The 17,843-nt window shown below is 57.7% G+C and carries 20 protein-coding genes; all 20 read left to right on the forward strand.

All coding sequences use genetic code 11. The features are described from left to right. Nucleotides 1-83: 83 nt before the first annotated feature. The 20 genes from flgG to KVT38_RS22250 all read left to right on the forward strand — a co-directional run bounded on the left by flgG (nt 84) and on the right by KVT38_RS22250 (nt 17,843). Nucleotides 84-908 (forward strand): flagellar basal body rod protein FlgG, encoded by an 825-nt coding sequence (flgG, locus tag KVT38_RS22155; RefSeq protein WP_217595923.1) that lies wholly within the window; start codon nt 84-86, stop codon nt 906-908. Between the two features lie 87 nt (nt 909-995). Next, a complete protein-coding gene (locus KVT38_RS22160) occupies nt 996-1,229 on the forward strand; it encodes a flagellar FlbD family protein (RefSeq protein WP_217595924.1) in 234 nt (77 codons plus the stop codon). Then, complete coding sequence (locus KVT38_RS22165; RefSeq protein WP_217595925.1) at nt 1,226-1,708, forward strand: flagellar basal body-associated FliL family protein; 483 nt, start codon at nt 1,226-1,228, stop codon at nt 1,706-1,708. Before KVT38_RS22160 ends, KVT38_RS22165 begins: the two co-directional genes overlap by 4 nt. A gap of 33 nt (nt 1,709-1,741) precedes the next feature. After that, a complete protein-coding gene (fliM, locus tag KVT38_RS22170; protein ID WP_217595926.1) occupies nt 1,742-2,743 on the forward strand; it encodes a flagellar motor switch protein FliM in 1,002 nt (333 codons plus the stop codon). Further along, nucleotides 2,733-4,055, forward strand: coding sequence for a flagellar motor switch phosphatase FliY (gene fliY / locus KVT38_RS22175; RefSeq protein WP_217595927.1), 1,323 nt, complete (start codon nt 2,733-2,735; stop codon nt 4,053-4,055). The genes fliM and fliY overlap by 11 nt, the downstream gene beginning before the upstream one ends. 24 nt (nt 4,056-4,079) lie before the next feature. After that, entirely contained in the window at nt 4,080-4,442 is a 363-nt protein-coding gene (locus KVT38_RS22180; RefSeq protein ID WP_090117377.1) for a response regulator, read from the forward strand. A gap of 16 nt (nt 4,443-4,458) precedes the next feature. Further along, nucleotides 4,459-4,962, forward strand: coding sequence for a flagellar biosynthetic protein FliO (locus KVT38_RS22185; RefSeq protein ID WP_217595928.1), 504 nt, complete (start codon nt 4,459-4,461; stop codon nt 4,960-4,962). Next, the gene (gene fliP, locus KVT38_RS22190; protein ID WP_217595929.1) at nt 4,959-5,705 is read left to right on the forward strand and encodes a flagellar type III secretion system pore protein FliP; all 747 of its coding nucleotides are present in this window, start codon (nt 4,959-4,961) and stop codon (nt 5,703-5,705) included. The genes KVT38_RS22185 and fliP overlap by 4 nt, the downstream gene beginning before the upstream one ends. 24 nt (nt 5,706-5,729) lie before the next feature. Further along, nucleotides 5,730-5,999 (forward strand): flagellar biosynthesis protein FliQ, encoded by a 270-nt coding sequence (fliQ, locus tag KVT38_RS22195; RefSeq protein ID WP_217595930.1) that lies wholly within the window; start codon nt 5,730-5,732, stop codon nt 5,997-5,999. 1 nt (nt 6,000) lies between these two features. After that, entirely contained in the window at nt 6,001-6,789 is a 789-nt protein-coding gene (gene fliR / locus KVT38_RS22200) for a flagellar biosynthetic protein FliR (protein ID WP_217595931.1), read from the forward strand. A 66-nt stretch (nt 6,790-6,855) separates the two neighbouring features. Beyond that, nucleotides 6,856-7,929 carry a flagellar biosynthesis protein FlhB gene (flhB, locus tag KVT38_RS22205; RefSeq protein WP_217595975.1) on the forward strand — a complete coding sequence of 358 codons (1,074 nt, stop codon included), beginning with the start codon at nt 6,856-6,858 and terminating at the stop codon, nt 7,927-7,929. A 48-nt stretch (nt 7,930-7,977) separates the two neighbouring features. Beyond that, complete coding sequence (gene flhA / locus KVT38_RS22210) at nt 7,978-10,011, forward strand: flagellar biosynthesis protein FlhA (protein ID WP_217595932.1); 2,034 nt, start codon at nt 7,978-7,980, stop codon at nt 10,009-10,011. Then, nucleotides 10,008-11,054, forward strand: a complete 1,047-nt coding sequence (locus KVT38_RS22215; protein ID WP_217595933.1) for a flagellar biosynthesis protein FlhF — start codon at nt 10,008-10,010, stop codon at nt 11,052-11,054. Before flhA ends, KVT38_RS22215 begins: the two co-directional genes overlap by 4 nt. A 15-nt stretch (nt 11,055-11,069) precedes the next feature. Continuing rightward, nucleotides 11,070-11,609, forward strand: a complete 540-nt coding sequence (locus KVT38_RS22220) for a flagellar biosynthesis protein FlhF (protein WP_217595934.1) — start codon at nt 11,070-11,072, stop codon at nt 11,607-11,609. Next, nucleotides 11,602-12,468 (forward strand): MinD/ParA family protein, encoded by an 867-nt coding sequence (locus KVT38_RS22225; RefSeq protein ID WP_217595935.1) that lies wholly within the window; start codon nt 11,602-11,604, stop codon nt 12,466-12,468. Before KVT38_RS22220 ends, KVT38_RS22225 begins: the two co-directional genes overlap by 8 nt. Nucleotides 12,469-12,505: 37 nt before the next feature. Continuing rightward, nucleotides 12,506-14,110 (forward strand): chemotaxis protein CheB, encoded by a 1,605-nt coding sequence (locus tag KVT38_RS22230; protein ID WP_217595936.1) that lies wholly within the window; start codon nt 12,506-12,508, stop codon nt 14,108-14,110. Between the two features lie 31 nt (nt 14,111-14,141). Continuing rightward, nucleotides 14,142-16,238, forward strand: a complete 2,097-nt coding sequence (locus KVT38_RS22235) for a chemotaxis protein CheW (protein ID WP_217595937.1) — start codon at nt 14,142-14,144, stop codon at nt 16,236-16,238. A 27-nt stretch (nt 16,239-16,265) separates the two neighbouring features. Next, complete coding sequence (locus tag KVT38_RS22240) at nt 16,266-16,727, forward strand: chemotaxis protein CheW (RefSeq protein ID WP_217595938.1); 462 nt, start codon at nt 16,266-16,268, stop codon at nt 16,725-16,727. Between the two features lie 4 nt (nt 16,728-16,731). Continuing rightward, complete coding sequence (locus KVT38_RS22245; RefSeq protein ID WP_217595939.1) at nt 16,732-17,349, forward strand: chemotaxis protein CheC; 618 nt, start codon at nt 16,732-16,734, stop codon at nt 17,347-17,349. Then, nucleotides 17,349-17,843, forward strand: a complete 495-nt coding sequence (locus KVT38_RS22250; RefSeq protein WP_217595940.1) for a chemotaxis protein CheD — start codon at nt 17,349-17,351, stop codon at nt 17,841-17,843. The genes KVT38_RS22245 and KVT38_RS22250 overlap by 1 nt, the downstream gene beginning before the upstream one ends.

Consider the following 17,843-nt stretch of genomic DNA (forward strand, 5'->3'; position numbering starts at 1 on the left):
CCGGACCTCCCGAGGAGGCCTGAACCGTGGAATGACGGAAGCGGTTCGTCTGCCAAGGAAACTTAAATGGAGAGTGAAGATTAATGTTGCGTTCCATGTATTCGGGCGTATCCGGCATGCGGGGATTCCAAACCAAGCTCGACGTTATCGGCAACAACATTGCGAATGTCAATACGGTCGGCTTCAAGGCGGGCCGCGTGATGTTCAAGGACATCCTGAGCCAGTCGATGTCGGGCGTCACGTCGCCGGTCGAGGGAACGTCGGGCGGCGTTAACGCCAAGCAGATCGGCCTTGGCGTCTCGGTCGCTTCGATCGACAACATCCATACGGCGGGAAGCGCGATGACCACAAACGTGCCGACCGACCTGCGGATCGACGGCGACGGATTTTTCGCAGTCAAGCCGAGCGGCGACTCCGATGCGACTTATCTGACGCGCGCGGGCAACTTCACGCTTGATGCGAACCGTCAATTGGTTAACGGCGACGGCATGTTCGTCGTATCCGCCGACGGAGACGCTCCGATCACGCTGGATGAGGGCGTAACCTCGTTCTCTATCTCGCAGAACGGCAGCATCGTCTCGATCGACCAGGACGGCAACCAGACGGACACAGGCATTCAGATCGGCGTCGCCAAGGTCGTCAATCCGAGCGGCCTGGAGAAGATCGGCGGCAATCTGTACCGCGTCACGCCGAACGCGAATCCGGAAGGCGAGCTGAACCTTGGCGCTGCGCAGGACGCAGAACGAGGAACGGGCACGATCGTCGCCGGACAACTGGAAATGTCCAACGTGGACCTGACCAGCGAATTTACGGAAATGATCGTCGCGCACCGCGGATTCCAGGCGAACTCGCGCATCATCACGACGTCCGACTCGATCCTCGAAGAAGTCGTCAACCTGAAGCGTTAATCTTTAATATTCGGATTCATATGAATTTACGCACGGCTAGAATGACCGCGGGAGGGGGAATCCCTCCCCAATCACGGAGGGATTCCCATGATCGCCGTCACGCGGCTTAACGGCACGCAATTTTTTATCAATGCGCTGTTGATCGAGTCGATCGAGCAGACGCCGGATACGCTGGTCACGCTGACGACCGGCAAAAAATACATCGTCGTCGAAAATAGTTCGGATGTGATCCGCTCCGTTCGCCATTACTTGAGAAGCATTGGCATCATGGCTGCGCTCACGAGTCCGTCCGATACGCAAACGGAGGGAGCTTCTTCATGAAAAAAATGTTGCCTTGGCTTGTATCTCTGCTTCTGGCGATCACGTTAATAGTGATTGCCGGGCTCTATTCCTGGTCCACCTTCTTCGGCAAGAAAGACGCCGGCGACACGGAAGCGGCGGTGCAGGAGAGCGTGAAGCACGTAGAGGCCGAAGCGCTCTCCGCGGAAGAACGGAGCAAGGTCACATCCGATTTAAACGATATAAAAACGAATCTGTCCGACACGAACTTCATCGTCATCTTCGGGTTTACCTTTCAGCTAGACAACGCCAAAGCTAAAGCCGAATTCGACGAGATCAAAGAGAGCGTCATCAAGCCCATCATCAATCGTGCGCTCTGGAATACGACGCCGGACGACATGCAGGGCACGAAGGGCAAGGACGAGCTGGTGGCGGAGCTTTTGAACGAGATCAACCCGGTGCTTACCAAAGGCAAAGTCGTCAAGATCGGTATTACGAACTTTTTAATGCAAGAGCTGTGAGTCGAGCCGGATACGGGAAAGGGGTGAACAACATTGGTTGACGTTCTGTCGCAAAACGAGATCGACGCCTTGCTGGCCGCGCTGTCCTCAGGCGAGATGGACGCGGAGGAGCTGCGCAAGGAAGATACCCAGAAGAAGGTCAGAGCGTACGATTTTAAACGTGCGACGCGATTCTCCAAAGACCACATCCGAAGCTTGACGCGTATCCATGAAAACTTTGCGAGGTTTTTGACGACCTATTTTTCGGCTCAGCTGCGGACGTTCGTTCAGATCAATGTCGTGCAGGTCGAACAGCTGCCTTACGACGAATTCATCCGATCCATTCCGAAGATGACGATATTGAACATTTTCGAAGCGGAGCCGCTCGAGGGACGAATGGTGCTGGAGGTACACCCCAATGTCGCATTCGCCATGCTAGACAGGCTGCTGGGCGGTACGGGGACTGCGCCGACCAAGATCGGCAGCTTGACGGAGATCGAGAACATCATCATGGAGAAAATATTCAGCCGCGCGCTCGAGACGCTGCAGGAAGCTTGGAAAACCGTCATCGATATCGAGCCGAGGCTAGAGGCGCTGGAGACGAACCCGCAGTTCATGCAGATCGTCTCCCCGAACGAGACCATCGCTTTGATCTCGCTCAGCACCAAGATCGGCGATACGACGGGCATGATCAATTTGTGCATACCGCATGTCGTTATCGAGCCGATCATGTCCAAGCTTTCGGTACATCACTGGTTCGTATCGCAAAAGAAATCGCGCGCACCCGAAGAGTTTAAACAGTTGGAGCAGCGGGTCACGAAAGCGAAGCTGCCGATCACGGCGGAGCTCGGAACCTCTCAAATCTCGATCCACGAGTTTTTGAATCTTGGCGTCGGCGATGTCATTACGCTCGGCAAGAGCGTCGACAGCGGCCTGGATATCAAAGTCGGGGACAAGCTGAAGTACATCGGCAGTCCTGGCACGGTTCGAGACAAGATCGCGGTCCAGATCCTCGAGATCATCGACGAAGGAGTGGAAGAAGCCCATGACGAGTAAGGATTACTTGTCCCAGGAGGAGATTGACGCCCTGCTGAGACAGTCCGCCGGCGATCAGGAAGAAGCGCCCGCCGCCAAGGCGGAGATGCATATCGACGACTTCCTCACACCGCTGGAACAGGACGCGCTCGGGGAGATCGGCAACATCACGTTCGGCAGCGCAGCGACCGCATTATCGACGCTGCTGAGCAGGAAGGTCGATATTACGACGCCCAAAGTGTCCATGATCTCCCGGGACAAATTCGTCAGCGAGTTTCCAAGACCGCATGTGGCCGTTCACGTGGATTATGTAGACGGCTTCGAAGGCATTAACTCGCTTGTCATTAAGACGCACGATGCCCAGGTCATCGCCGACCTGATGCTTGGCGGCGAAGGCAACGTGCAAACGGAAGAGCTGAACGAGATTCATATCAGCGCCGTTCAGGAAGCGATGAATCAGATGATGGGCTCGTCGGCGACGTCGATGTCTACGATTTTCAATCGCTTCGTTAACATCTCGCCGCCGGCGGTCGACGTGATGGACGTACAAAAAAACACCGGCATCGAAAAAATACCGCCCGACGAAGTGTTCGTGAAAATCTCGTTCCGTCTGAAAATCGGCGACTTGATCGATTCGACCATTATGCAGCTGCTGACGGTAACGTTCGCCAAGGAGCTTGTGCACTCCTTGATCGGCAGCATCGACGAATCGCCGGCTCCGGCTACTGCGCCAGCTCAGGCAGCGCAAGCGCCTGCGCCGCAGCCTAGCGCAGCTAGCGCGCCGCCCCAGCAAGCGCCGCAGTACGCACCGCCTCCGCAAGCTGCAGCGCCGCAGCAGCCGGCTCAGCCTGCGTACGACTACCCGCCTCCGGGCGCCTATCCGCCTCCGGGCTATCCGCCGCAGCAGCCGATGTATGCGCAGCCGCAGTACGCTCAACCGCAGTACGCGCAGCCGCCATACGCCATGCCGCCGCAGCAGCCGCAAACGCTTGGCGGACCGGCCGGACGCAACGTCAACGTGCAGCCCGTACAATTTGCGGGGTTCCCCGCGGGCGGCGGCGCGCATGCGGATGAGACCAACTTGAATCTTTTGCTTGACATACCGCTGCGAGTCACAGTAGAGTTGGGCCGGACGCACAAACAAATTAAGGATATTCTGGAGCTGTCCCAAGGCTCGATCATCGAGCTGGACAAGCTGGCCGGCGAGCCGGTGGATATTCTGGTCAACAACAAGCTCATCGCCAAAGGCGAAGTCGTCGTCATCGACGAAAACTTCGGCGTTCGGGTGACGGACATCGTCAGTCAGTGGGATCGCGTTCAAAAAATCCAATAATCAGTATTCTGGGAGGAAATCGTTATGGCAAATCGTATTTTGGTCGTGGACGACGCAGCATTCATGCGTATGATGATCCGAGACATCTTGACGAAAAACGGCTATGAGGTCGTCGGCGAGGCGCAAGACGGATCGCAGGCGATCGAAAAATTCAAGGAATTGTCCCCGGACCTCATCACGATGGACATTACGATGCCCGAAATGGACGGGATCGCGGCGCTGAAGGAAATTCGCAAGATGGATTCCAACGCCAAAGTCATCATGTGCTCCGCAATGGGTCAGCAAGCGATGGTCATCGACGCGATCCAAGCGGGCGCCAAAGATTTTATCGTAAAACCTTTCCAAGCGGACCGCGTTATCGAAGCGATCAAAAAAACGCTGGGTTGATCGGCAAACGAACGGCATGACTTCATCTTGGGACATGTTGTGGGTGCTGCTCGTGCTGCTGCTCATGATCGGCGGTATCGTGATGCTGCTTCGATTCGTCGGCAGACGCAATCGCGGGTGGTGGATCAACCGATCGATGCGCTCGCTCGGCGGATTGACGCTTGGCACGAACAAATCGATGCAGATCGTAGAGTGGAACAATCGCATCTACGTGCTGGGCGTAGGGGAAAATGTACAGCTGCTGGAGTCTATCACCGACCCCGACGTCGTGGCGGCGCTTATCGCCCAATATGATCATGCCGATGCGTCCGCCAAATCTCCGGTTCCGCCATGGCTCAAGAAATGGATGAACCGCAAGAACGGACATGCCGGATCCTCCGGCGTCACCGAGGGCGGAACCGATGAGAGCAGCTTTGAACAAACGTTGGAAAAACGCCTGCGTCAGCTGTCCGAGCGCAAGCAGCAGGTCGATCGCCTGCTGTCGGACAGCCGGCCAGCGGATCGGACGGAAGAGCCATGAAGCGCAAATTTATATTTAGTTTCGTTGTGAGCGCCGGCGCGCTGCTGGCGGCGGCTTCGTCCGTTTATGCCGAGCCGATCATCGACATCTCGGTCGGCGACGGCAGCCAACCCGTAGGCGCTTCGTCGTTGTCGCTGCTGTTGATGTTGTCCGTGCTCAGCCTGGCGCCTTCGATTCTCGTGCTGATGACGAGCTTTACTCGAATCGTCATCGTGCTGGGCTTCGTCCGCACCTCGCTCGGCACGCAGACGACGCCGCCCAATCAGGTGCTGATCGGCCTTGCGTTGTTTTTGACCTTTTTTATTATGGCTCCTACGATCTCGCAGGTGAACGAACAGGCGGTACAGCCTTATCTCAAAGGCGAGATTACCCAGACGGTCGCTCTCGAGAAGGCTTCGGTGCCGATGAAGGCTTTTATGTACAAGCATACGCGCGAGAAGGACCTGCTGTTGTTTTTGAACTACACCAAGACGGCGAAGCCGGCATCCTATCAGGATATTCCGATCACGGTGCTCGTGCCCGCCTATGCGATCAGCGAACTCAAGACCGCGTTTCAAATGGGATTGAAGATCTTTATTCCCTTCCTCGTAATCGAGATGGACGTCGCCAGTACGCTGATGGCCAACGGGATGATGATGCTGCCCCCCGTCATGATCTCACTGCCGTTCAAGATCCCGCTGTTCGTGCTCGTGGACGGATGGTATCTGATCGTCAAATCGCTCTTGACGAGTTTTCAAACTTGACGAAGCAAGAGGGGGAGATTGATAGTGAGCGCGGAATTTGTAATCGGGTTGGCCGGACAAGCGCTGTTCACCGTCCTTAAAGTGAGCGCGCCTATGCTGGTCATCGGTCTGGTCGTGGGCCTGCTCGTCAGCATTTTTCAGGCGACGACGCAGATCCAGGAACAGACGCTTGCATTCATACCCAAGATCGTCGCCGTGTTTGTAGCCATTCTGGTGTTCGGTCCTTGGATGTTAAACACGATGGTTGACTTCACGACACATTTGCTCGGCAATCTGTCGAGCTACATCGGCTGATATGACGACCGATCAAGTGATGCAGCTTTTGCCTGCCTACATGCTCGTTCTTTGTCGAATTTCTTCCTTTGTTGTCGTGGCGCCGATCTTTTCGTCTCGTTCGCTGCCACGCCCCTTCAAGGCAGGAATAAGCGTGTTTCTGGCTCTGCTTGTATTTTTGACCGTTGGCTTCGATAATCCGGTACCGACCGACGCCACGTACATTTTAGCTGTGCTGAAGGAGATTATAGCAGGTCTGTTCATCGGATATACAGCTTCGCTGTTTTTCAGTCTAATTCAAACGGCCGGCACCTTTATCGATATGCAGATCGGACTTGGCATGGCGAATATCCTCGATCCGATATCGGGCGTCTCGGCACCGCTGTTCGGCAATCTGAAGTTCATGCTGATGATGCTGGTGTTTCTGTCGATGAACGGTCACCATTATTTGCTTGGCGCGATCATGAACAGCTATAAATGGCTCCCGCTCGACAACCGCATGTTTCAGACCGTTTACGAAGGACGTTTAACCGAATTTTTGGTTCGTACGTTCGCGGATACGTTCATGCTGTCGCTTCAAGTTGCCGCTCCCTTGGTCGTCGCCATGTTTATTACTGACATCGGACTCGGACTGTTGGCGCGAACGGCACCGCAGTACAATGTGTTTGTTATCGGCGTTCCGATCAAACTTTTAATAGGGTTCGCACTATTAATTTTGTTGATGCCGGGATTCAGCACGCTGTTCCAGATCGTGTTCGACCGCATGTTTAATGCACTAGAGAAGATGTTCGTGATCATGAAGGCCACTTGATCCGGTTAAAAATGCCAGGCACCGCCGCGAAGGGGAGAGAAATCGTTGACTGCCAATCGTTTGCGGATGAATTTGCAGCTTTTTGCCGGAGAAAAAACGGAAAAAGGGACGCCGAAAAAATATAACGATGCGAGGCAAAAGGGGCAGGTCGCCAAAAGCGCCGAGCTCGCCAGTTCGATTATATTAGTCGGGACCGTTAGCATCCTGATGGCGTTAGGGCCGTTTTTTCATGAGCGCGTGTTCGCTTTGTTCGGCGATATTTTCAGAAGACAGCTGTCGATGGAAGTGACCGACGCCAATGTCATGGGCTTGTTCGCTAACTACGTATTGCAATTGCTGTTGATTCTGGCACCGATTCTTATCGTTACGATCATCATCGCGCTTGGCACGAATTATGCGCAGATCGGCTGGCTGTTCACGCTGCAGCCTTTGCAGCCCAAGTTCGGCAAGCTTAATCCGCTTAACGGCCTTAAAAATTTATTCGGGCTTCGTTCGATCATCGAATTCCTAAAGAGTTCATTGAAGCTGTTGGCGGTCGGCACAATCGTTTATATTACGATCTGGGCGGAGCACGACAAGATCATGTCGCTTGCATATGTACCCGTAGCAGAAATGTTTTCATATGCGGCGAGTTTGACGGTGAGACTCGGGTTGCTGGTCGGCATTACGTTGTTTGTACTGGCGATCGGAGATTATTACTATCACAAATACGAGCACGACAAGAGTCTTAAGATGAGCAAACAGGATATCAAGGACGAGCACAAGAACGCGGACGGCGATCCGCTCATCAAAGGCAAGATCAAAGAGAAGCAGCGTCGACTGGCGCTGATGCGGATGATGCAGGAAGTGCCGAAGGCCGACGTCATCATCACGAACCCGACGCACTTCGCGGTCGCGCTCCAATACGATGCATCCAAAATGGACGCGCCGCGAGTGATCGCAAAAGGCCAGGACTACATGGCGCTCCGGATTCGGCAGATCGCCAAAGAAAATGGCGTCATGACGATGGAAAACAAGCCGCTCGCGCGCGCGCTATACCAGCGAACAGACATCGGGGACGCGGTTCCCGCGGATTTGTTCCAGGCGGTAGCAGAAGTGCTGGCTTACGTATATAGACTTAAAGGCCGACGTCATGTTTAGTCGATGGCCAAGGTTAAGTAAATATAAATATGCGGGAGGGGAAGACCGGTGAAAATTCGGGACATTAGCATTTTGGTCGGCATCATCGGCATTGTCCTGATGATGGTCGTCCCGATCCCGACGCATTTGCTCGATTTGCTGCTGATCGTCAATATTTCGGCGGCGCTCATGATCATCCTGATCGCGATGAATACGACCGATGCGCTGCACTTTTCGATATTTCCGACGCTTCTGCTGATTACGACTTTGTTCAGGTTGGCGCTTAACGTTTCGACGACGCGCCTCATTTTGTCGGAGCACGAAGCGGGGAAGGTCGTCGCCACGTTCGGCAGCTTTGTCGCCGGCGGACAGCTCGCGATCGGATTTATCGTCTTTCTCATTCTCGTTGTCGTGCAGTTTATCGTCATCACCAAAGGCTCCGAGCGCGTAGCGGAAGTAGCGGCGCGCTTTACGCTGGACGCGATGCCCGGCAAGCAAATGAGTATCGACGCCGACCTCAACGCCGGCATGATCAGCGAGACGCAGGCTAAAGAACGGCGCGAAAAAATCCAAAATGAAGCCGACTTTTACGGAGCGATGGACGGCGCGAGCAAGATCGTCAAGGGCGACGCGATCGCCAGCATCATCATCGTAACGATCAACTTGATCGGCGGCTTTATCATCGGAATGGCCGTACACGGCATGAGCATCAACGAGGCGCTCAGCACGTATTCGATTCTCAGCATCGGCGATGGACTCGTCAGCCAGATCCCGGCGCTGCTCATCAGTACCGCGACAGGCATCATTGTCACCCGCGCGGCTTCCGAAGGCAACATGGCGGAGGATCTCACCAAGCAGCTGTTCCGTTATCCGAAGCTGCTGTATATCGTCGCCGGTACAATCGTGCTGCTTGGCATCGCAACTCCGATCGGCCCGATTGCCACGCTTCCGTACGCGGTCATCCTCGTCATTGCCGGCTACCGTATGCAGCTGAACGTCGCGAAGCGTCAAAAAGCCGAAGAGCAGCTCGTCGAGGAAAAGGAAATCGAGGAAGTGCGCAGCCCGGAGAGCGTCATCAGTCTGCTGCAGGTCGACCCGATCGAATTCGAGTTCGGCTACGGTCTCATTCCGCTCGCGGATACGTCGCAGGGAGGGGATCTGCTCGACCGGATTATTCTGATCCGGCGTCAGTGCGCGCTTGAGCTTGGGCTCATCGTGCCGGTCATCCGGATTCGGGACAACATCCAACTGAAGCCGAACGAATACGTCATCAAAATGAAAGGCAATACGGTGGCGCGCGGCGAGCTGCTGCTGCATCATTATCTGGCCATGAGCCCCGGCTTCGAGGACGATTCGATCACGGGCATCGCGACCAAGGAGCCGGCGTTCGGACTGCCGGCGCTCTGGATCGACGAAGCGACGAAGGAGCGCGCGGAGCTGTCCGGCTATACCGTCGTCGATCCGCCGTCGGTCGTCGCGACGCATCTGACCGAGGTTATCAAGCGTTATGCGCACGAGCTGCTCGGTCGTCAGGAGACGAAGTCGCTCGTCGACAGCGTGCGGGAGAGCTATGCGACGCTCGTGGAAGAGCTCGTGCCGAATATCCTCACGATCGGGGACATTCAGAAGGTGCTCGCGAAGCTGCTGAAGGAAAAAATTTCGATTCGGGATCTCGTCACGATCTTCGAAACGCTTGCCGACTACGGCAAGTACACGAAGGATCCGGACGTGCTGACCGAGTACGTCAGACAAGCGCTGTCCAGGCAAATCACCCAGCAATACGCCAATCCAAGCGAACCGCTGCGGGTCATTACGATCAGCCCGGGCGTCGAAAAAAGGATCGCCGAATCCGTTCAGCAATCGGAGCAGGGCAGCTATCTGGCGATGGAACCTTCGTCGACGCAGGCGATATACAACCGGCTCAGCGAGCAGATCAACAAGACGCTGCAAGCCGGACAGCAGCCGATTATTCTCACGTCTCCGAACATTCGGATGTACATGCGCCAGCTGATCGAACGCAGTCTGCAAGACATTCCCGTGCTCTCCTACAGCGAGCTTGAACCGAATATCGAAGTACAAAGCGTCGGGGTGGTGAACGCATGAAGGTAAAACGTTACTTGGTCGACGATCTGCCGCAGGCCGTCCAGCAAATCCGAAGCGAGCTCGGCTCCGATGCCGTCATCCTGAACACCAAAGAAATCCGCACCGGCGGGTTTCTTGGCATGTTCCGCAAAAAACGGATGGAAGTGATCGCCGCAGTCGACGAGTCCGCCAAACCGCAAGCGCGTCCTTCGGCAAAGCCGATCTTGCGTCAGCAGCCGGAGCCCGACAAAAAGCAGCCGGTCGCGCCGGCCGCCATTGAACCGGCATTGGATCGGGAAACGGACCGCGGCGTCACCGAACCTGCAGCTCAGCCGCTCCCCGCGAGCGCCATTCGGCAAAAGTATGGAGGCGCTGCCTCCGGAGGTCCCGCAGCGAATACGGATTCGCAGCCTCCGGCTGGCCGTCCGAACGGATTCAGTCGCGAAGCCGGCGAAGACGCAGGCCGATCCCTCCGGCCAGAAGCGCTGTTGGAGTCGCGTTCAACGTCGCAAGCGAGCTTCGACGAAGCGATGAGCCGCGCGCTCGCGTCTGCGCGCGCCCGTGTTGCGACAGATCGTATCGCATACGATGCCGAGCTGGATGCCCGAAGCGATCAGCCTGCGGCTGGCGATATACCGCAAACGCAATTGCAGACTCAGACTCAAACACAAGCGCAAGCGTCACAAGCAACCTCGCCGCCGGTCGCGACTGGCGAAACGGCGGAGCTGCTGGCTGAACTTAGGGCGATGAAGGATCTTCTTCGCCAGCAATCGGTCCGCGAGCCGGCCCCGCAGCGCATGCCCGAGCCCGTGCTGCGCTTAAGCCGCCTGCTTGCACAGCAAGGCGTGGAGCCGGCGCACATCGAGGAATTCGCCGGCGCTTTAACTGCTAAGCTGAAAGCGCGTGAAGAAGAGGAAGGGGATGCCGGCGACGCCGAGCTCGACCGGATCGCTAACGAGGAGGCGCGCGAGCTGCTTCAAGCTTGGCTCGCGCCCGCCAAGGATGCCGGCATCGCGCCGGATACGCGCATCGTGCATTTCGTCGGCCCGACCGGCGTGGGCTAGTCGACGGTGGTCGCCATGCTGGGAGCGGAGCTAGCGCTGTCGCGGCGGCGCGCCGTCGGATTCATCACGGCCGATACGTACAGAATCGCCGCGGTCGATCAGCTGCGTACGTACGCGGACATTTTAAATGTGCCGCTCGAGGTCGTCTTTTCGCCATCGGAGCTCGCCAGAGCCTACAAAAAGCTGGAGGACAGAGATCTGCTGCTGATGGACACGGCGGGAAGAAACTACCGCAATGAGCTGTACGTTTCCGAAGTGAACAGCTTGCTGTCGCCGGGTCAAGAGGCGGAGAAAATCCTTGTCCTCAGCCTGACTCATAAATACCAGGACATGAGGCAGGTGTCCGCCCAATTCGTCAAGTACGGCGTATCCCGCCTGCTGCTCACGAAGATGGACGAGACGGATTCGTATGGGGCGATTCTGAATCTGGTGCGCGAGTTCGGATTCAGCATTCCATACGTGACGTTCGGACAGACGGTTCCGGACGACATCCGGTCGTTCGATCCGGCATGGCTGGCGGACAAGCTGCTGGAAGGAGCGCAGGCCCATGCTTGATCAGGCGGAGGCGCTCCGGCATATGGTTCTGTCGCGCGAAGCGGACGAGGCGAAGCAAACGCGGATTTTGACGGTGACGAGCGGCAAAGGAGGCGTCGGAAAATCGAACTTCAGCTTGAACTTCGCGCTGGCGCTGCAAAAAAGAGGCCATAGCGTATTGCTATTCGACGCCGACATCGGGATGGGGAACATCGACGTGCTGCTTGGCACGCCGGCGGCATACAGCCTGTTTCATTTATTGAAGCGGGACAAGTCGATCTGGGAAATCATTCAGGAAGGCCCCGGGGGACTGCGGTTCATCGCAGGCGGCTCCGGCTTCAAGGATTTGATCCGGCTGAGCGACGAGGAGCTCGAGTATTTCGCCTCGGAGATCGCCAAGCTGTACGGCGAAGTCGATTACGTCCTGTTCGATACGGGCGCAGGACTGTCCAAGGAAACGCTTCGGTTCATCCAGGCGGCCGACGAAACGATCGTCGTGACGACGCCCGAGCCGACTTCCATCACCGATGCGTACGCCCTCATGAAAATGGTGAAGACGATGGGACAAGAGGCCCAGTTCCGGCTGGTGGTCAATCGGGTCGGCGACGACCGGGAGGGACTTCAGACCTCCGATAACATTCGGCAGGTCGCGAGAACCTACTTGTCGCTAGAAGTCCCGCTGCTCGGCTTCGTTCCGGACGATGCGCATGTGTCGAAAGCCGTCAAAAAACAGACGGCGTTGTCATATTTATACCCCGATTGTCCTGCGTCCAAAGGAATTGACGGCATTGCCGCCGAATATTTAAACGAAAGCCGAAAAACATCCGTTCAAACGAGCATCAAAGGCTTCCTCCAGCGCGTTCGCAAGCTGTGGAGCTGACGGACCGAACGACAAGAGCGAAAGGGGACGGGAAAGGATGAAGGCATTTACGGTGCTGGTCGTTGACGATTCCCCTTTCATGAGGAAATTGGTCGGAGACCTGGTGGCCGGCGACGCCGCATTCGAGGTCGTAGGGACGGCTGCCGACGGGGCCGACGCCTTGAAGCAGGTGCGCAAGCTGAGGCCGGATATCGCGGTCATGGACCTCGAGATGCCGGAGGTAAACGGGCTGGAGGCGCTCAAGCGGATCATGTCCGAATGCCCTACGCCGGTCATCATGATGTCGGCGGTGACGGACCGGGGAACGCGGGACACGATCCGCGCGCTCCAATACGGCGCGTTCGATTTCGTGCGCAAGCCGGACGGCGCTCTAAAGCTTGATGTATCGTACATGGGCGAGACGTTGATCGAAAAATTGCATATCGTTAAAGAGCTGCTGACTTCCGGAGAGCTAAGATTAAGGCGAATGACCGAGGAAAACGCCGAAGCGACGGTCATGCTGGCCGATGCCGAGGCTGCTTCCGAAAAGGCCGACAAGGAAGAGGCCGCGCAGCAGCAGGCGATGGCCGAGCCGCCGGCGCAGCGGCAGGCCAAGACCGAACCGCCGGAGCCGTCGCCGCCCGGGAACGAGGCAGCGGCGCTTTCGCCGTCTCACATCCTTGACCCCAGGCCGCCGGCATCCTCGGCAAGGCGCGAGGGCGTTGAGTCCGCGCGCCGCCCTGCGAACGAGACGGCCGCCCGGCAGGAAACGGCTGCCGCCATCGATCGGTCCAGCATGCCGGGCAAGCCTCTGCAGGAGCTGCTGCCGGCGAGGAAGACTGCGCCACCGCGTCCGCCGTTATCTTCATCGGCGAGCCAGGACGAAGTAAAAAAACGACTGCTTCACAAACCGGAGGCGGCCGGAAAAGCCGCACCTGCGCAGAGCGAAAAAGCGGGGGAGGCGTCCAAGCCGACCAAGCGGCTGCCGTCGGAGCAAGCGTCCAAAGCGTCCCAGCCGGACACGCTGCCGAAGACGGCTTCCGCCGCGCCGCCGCGCCAAACCGATTCGTTCACCGATATCGTAGCGATCGGTACGTCGACGGGCGGTCCGCGGGCGCTGCATGAAGTGCTGTCGTCGATTCCCGCTTCGTTTCCGGCACCGATTCTGATCGTGCAGCATATGCCGCCGAAGTTCACGCACTCGCTTGCGCAGCGTCTCGATTCTTGCTCTGCGATCGAGGTACGCGAGGCGGCGGACGGCGATCGGGTGCTGCCCGGACAAGCATACCTTGCGCCTGGAGGCAAGCATCTGAAACTGATCAAGGAAGCCGGCGGCTACAGGATCAGTCTTACCGAAGAGGACCCGGTCAGCGGCCACCGGCCGTCGGTCGACGTCATGTTCGGCTCGCTCGTCGGACGGCGGGAGCTGAGGCGCCATGCGGTTCTCATGACCGGCATGGGCAGCGACGGGGCGAAGGCCATGAAGGCGCTGCGAGAGGATGGAGCGGCGACGCTCATCGCCGAAGCGGAGGAAACATGCGTCGTGTACGGCATGCCGCGCTCGGCGATGGAAAACGGCGCGGCGCAGACGGCGCTGCCGCTGCAGCGCATCGCGCCCGAGCTGGTCAGATCGGTCGAAAAGCCGAAAGCGAAGCAGCTTTAATGCAGATGTGCCATTCAGGAGGTGACGCCCAGTGGAAATGAATCAGTACTTGTCCATTTTTATCGACGAAGCGAACGAGCATCTGCAGTCGCTTAACGAAAACATGCTGCGTCTCGAGCAGCAGCCGGAAGATATCAGCATCGTTCAGATTATCTTCCGGTCCGCCCATACGCTTAAAGGCATGTCCGCCTCGATGGGCTTCGAGGATCTGGCCTCGCTCACGCACGAGATGGAAAACGTGCTCGACTTGGTGCGCAACGACAAGCTGAAAATGAACGGCCATATTTTCGATACGCTTTTCAAATGCCTCGACTCGCTTGAAGGCATGGTTCAGGACGTCGTAGGCGGCGGCACCGGAAGCGCGGACGTCAAGGAGCTTGTCTCCCAGCTCAAGCAGATTGTCAAGGGCGAGCCGGCCGCGCCCGCAGCCGCCGGACAAGCGGCTGCCGCACCTGGCGCCTCCGAGCTTGCGATGGTCGCGACGCATTTGCTGCTCGACCAATATCAACTATCCGTGCTTAGACAGTCGATCGAAAACGGCAGCCCCGCTTTCCATATCGAAGTGGTCATACGCGAGGATTGCCTGCTGAAGGGCGTCCGCGCTTACATGGTGTTTGACGCGCTCGATCGCAACGGCGAGCTCGTCAAGTCGCATCCGTCTGTGCAGGACATCGAGCAGGAGCAGTTCGGCCATCAATTTTCCGTATATTATATTTCTCGCATTCCGCAGCAAGAGCTGCAGGACACGCTCGACAAAATTTCCGAGCTTGAATCGGTAAGCATCGTTCCGCTCGACCTCGAGAGCTTAAGCGAGCTTGACGAGTCGCGCGCCTCAGAGCAGCAAATCCAGGAGGCCGTTCAGCAAGTAGCGGCTACGGCTGCGGCGCCTTCTCCTGCGTCGGCCACCACGGACAAGCCAAATAAGCCGGCTGCGGCCGACGCACCGCCTGCAAGAGCGCCCGCTGCAGCGCCCGTGGCGAACAAAACGATCCGCGTCGACATCGAGCGGCTCGATTCGCTCATGAATTTGTTCAGCGAGCTGCTCATCGACCGCGTCAGGCTCGAGCAGCTCGCAAGCGAAGTGCGCCGCAACGATCTGACCGAGACGGTCGAACATATGGCGCGCGTGAGCAGCGATCTGCAAAACATCGTGCTGAAGCTGCGCATGGTGCCGGTGGACAGCGTGTTCAACCGGTTCCCGCGGATGGTGCGGGATCTGGCCAAGTCGCTCGGCAAAAAGCTGGACCTGGTCATCACCGGCGCCGAGACCGAGCTCGACCGAACGGTCATCGACGAGATCGGCGATCCGCTCGTGCACCTGATCCGCAATTCCGTCGACCACGGCGTCGAGACGATCGAAGGACGCCGCGAGGCGGGCAAGCCTGAGACGGGCGTCGTTAACCTTAGGGCGTTCCACAGCGGCAACCACGTGTTCATCGAGATCGAGGACGACGGACGGGGCATCAACCAGCCGAAGGTGCTCGACATCGCCGTCAAGAAGGGCATCGTCTCGCCGGAGGAAGCCAAAAAGCTGAGCGACGACGAGATCAACATGCTGCTGTTCGCGCCGGGCTTCAGCACGGCGGACAAAATCTCGGACATCTCGGGGCGCGGCGTCGGCCTCGACGTCGTCAAGTCGAAGATCGAGTCGCTCGGCGGCGTCGTATCGGTCACGTCCAAGTCGGGACAAGGCTCGAAGTGGTCGATTCAGCTGCCGCTCACGCTGTCGATCATTACGGCCATGCTGGTCAAGCTCGGTTCGGAAAAGTTCGCGATTCCGCTGTCTTCTATCGTCGAGACGGGTATCGTCAAGCGCAGCGCGATTCGCGACTTGCACGGATCGAAGGTCATCGAATACCGCAATTCAATCGTTCCGGTACTGTCGCTGGCGGCCGTGCTGGATTCGCCCGACTACACGGAGGAGAACGAGCAGGAGACGGAGATGCTCGTTATTCGCAAAGGCGAAAAGCTTGCCGCCGTGCTCGTCGACGAGCTGATCGGACAAAGCGAGATCGTACTCAAGACGCTCGGCAAGTATCTCACGAACCTGGACGTCATCTCGGGCGCGACGATTTTGGGCGATGGTCAAGTGGCGCTCATCGTAGATCCGAACGCACTTATCAAATAATCGTTCCTATTCGAGGAGGATGCTGTCATGGCAGAAGATTTCAAGGTTATCGTGTTTACGCTCGCTCACGAAGAATACGGCATCGAGGTCGACCATGTGCGGACGATCGAGCGCATGACGCCGGTTACCCGCGTCCCGAAGACGCCGGCCTTCGTAAAAGGCGTCATCAACCTGCGCGGCGTCGTCGTGCCGGTCATCGACCTGCGCAGCCGGTTCGGACTTCCCGAATCCGAGCCGACGGAAAACTCGCGAATCATCATTGTCGCGGCGAACGAGCTCGAGGTCGGATTTATCGTCGATTCGGCGAACGACGTCATCGATCTGAACACGGATATGGTGGAGAATCCGCCTGAAGTCGTCGGCGGCATCAAAGCCAAATATTTGAGCGGTGTGGCAAAGTTCGGCGAGAGCAGGCTGCTGATTCTGCTGAATCTGTCCGAAGTTCTTAACCGATCGGAGATTATCCAGCTCGAACAATTCGGAGCCTGACGGCATGGAACTGTTCAGCCACAACGCCGAGTTCAAAATGGACGTGCTGCGCGAGGTCGGCAACATCGGGGCGGGACATGCGGCCACCGCGCTTTCCCGCTTGCTCGACAGGCCGGTCGACATGGCCGTCCCCAAAGTAAGCTTCATTCCTTTTGAGGATATCGCCGACCGCGTCGGCGGCGGCGAGGAGGTCGTCGTCGCCATTTTCCTTCGCGTGGAAGGCGAGGCGCCGGGCAACATGTTTTTTCTGATGAGCCAGAATCAGGCGCGCGCGCTGCTTCAGGGTCTATTGCATTTCGAGCTGTCGGAGGGCCCCGAGTATTCGGAGATGGAGCTGTCCGCCCTGAGCGAGATCGGCAATATTTTGGCCGGCTCGTACCTGTCGTCGCTCGCGGATTTGACGGGCTTGCCGCTGTCGCCGACCGTCCCGGCGATCGCCGTCGATATGGCGGGCGCTATCTTAAGCTACGGGCTCGTTCAATTCGGCACGATGGGCGACGAAGCGCTGCTCATCGATACGACATTTTTGGAGGACGATCGGCGGGCGGAGGGCCACTTTTTCTTTATTCCCGATCCCGAATCGTTCGAGCGCTTGTTCCGCGCGCTAGGAGTGCCTATCTAATGAAAGAAGTCATTATCGTGAAAATCGGAATGGCGGACTTGAACGTCGCCTCGGGCGGAGATTCGCTCAAGACGACCGGACTCGGCTCCTGCGTCGGACTGACGCTGCACGACGCGGCCCTCGGCATCGCGGGGATGGCGCACATTATGCTTCCGAGCTCGGAGATCGCGCGGGAAGGACAGCTCAATATCGCGAAGTACGCGGATACGGCCGTTCCCGAACTGCTGTCCAGGCTCAAAGCCGGCGGCGCCAATGTGAGAAGGCTCGTGGCGAAGCTGGCCGGAGGCGCGCAGATGTTCGCGTTCGCCAGCGGCAGCGACAGCATGCGCATCGGCCCGCGCAATGTGGAGTCGACGAAGCTGGCGCTCGCGGCGTACGACATTCCCGTCGTCGCAGAGGATACGGGAGGCAATTTCGGCAGAACGATCGAATTCAGCAGCGCAAGCGGAATCTTGACGATCCGCAGCGTGCAGAATGGGGTAAAGGAGATTTAA

The organism is Cohnella sp. GbtcB17 (assembly GCF_019091135.1).
Lineage (GTDB): Bacteria > Bacillota > Bacilli > Paenibacillales > Paenibacillaceae > Cohnella.

Coding starts and splice junctions, on each gene's coding strand:
- KVT38_RS22250 (WP_217595940.1), top strand. CDS start 17,349: ATGAAAGAAGTCATTATCGTGAAAATCGGAATGGCGGACTTGAACGTC.
- KVT38_RS22230 (WP_217595936.1), top strand. CDS start 12,506: ATGAAGGCATTTACGGTGCTGGTCGTTGACGATTCCCCTTTCATGAGG.
- KVT38_RS22185 (WP_217595928.1), top strand. CDS start 4,459: ATGACTTCATCTTGGGACATGTTGTGGGTGCTGCTCGTGCTGCTGCTC.
- fliP (WP_217595929.1), top strand. CDS start 4,959: ATGAAGCGCAAATTTATATTTAGTTTCGTTGTGAGCGCCGGCGCGCTG.
- KVT38_RS22245 (WP_217595939.1), top strand. CDS start 16,732: ATGGAACTGTTCAGCCACAACGCCGAGTTCAAAATGGACGTGCTGCGC.
- KVT38_RS22165 (WP_217595925.1), top strand. CDS start 1,226: ATGAAAAAAATGTTGCCTTGGCTTGTATCTCTGCTTCTGGCGATCACG.
- fliR (WP_217595931.1), top strand. CDS start 6,001: ATGACGACCGATCAAGTGATGCAGCTTTTGCCTGCCTACATGCTCGTT.
- flhB (WP_217595975.1), top strand. CDS start 6,856: ATGAATTTGCAGCTTTTTGCCGGAGAAAAAACGGAAAAAGGGACGCCG.
- KVT38_RS22160 (WP_217595924.1), top strand. CDS start 996: ATGATCGCCGTCACGCGGCTTAACGGCACGCAATTTTTTATCAATGCG.
- KVT38_RS22180 (WP_090117377.1), top strand. CDS start 4,080: ATGGCAAATCGTATTTTGGTCGTGGACGACGCAGCATTCATGCGTATG.
- KVT38_RS22225 (WP_217595935.1), top strand. CDS start 11,602: ATGCTTGATCAGGCGGAGGCGCTCCGGCATATGGTTCTGTCGCGCGAA.
- KVT38_RS22240 (WP_217595938.1), top strand. CDS start 16,266: ATGGCAGAAGATTTCAAGGTTATCGTGTTTACGCTCGCTCACGAAGAA.
- KVT38_RS22220 (WP_217595934.1), top strand. CDS start 11,070: ATGCTGGGAGCGGAGCTAGCGCTGTCGCGGCGGCGCGCCGTCGGATTC.
- flgG (WP_217595923.1), top strand. CDS start 84: ATGTTGCGTTCCATGTATTCGGGCGTATCCGGCATGCGGGGATTCCAA.
- fliY (WP_217595927.1), top strand. CDS start 2,733: ATGACGAGTAAGGATTACTTGTCCCAGGAGGAGATTGACGCCCTGCTG.
- KVT38_RS22215 (WP_217595933.1), top strand. CDS start 10,008: ATGAAGGTAAAACGTTACTTGGTCGACGATCTGCCGCAGGCCGTCCAG.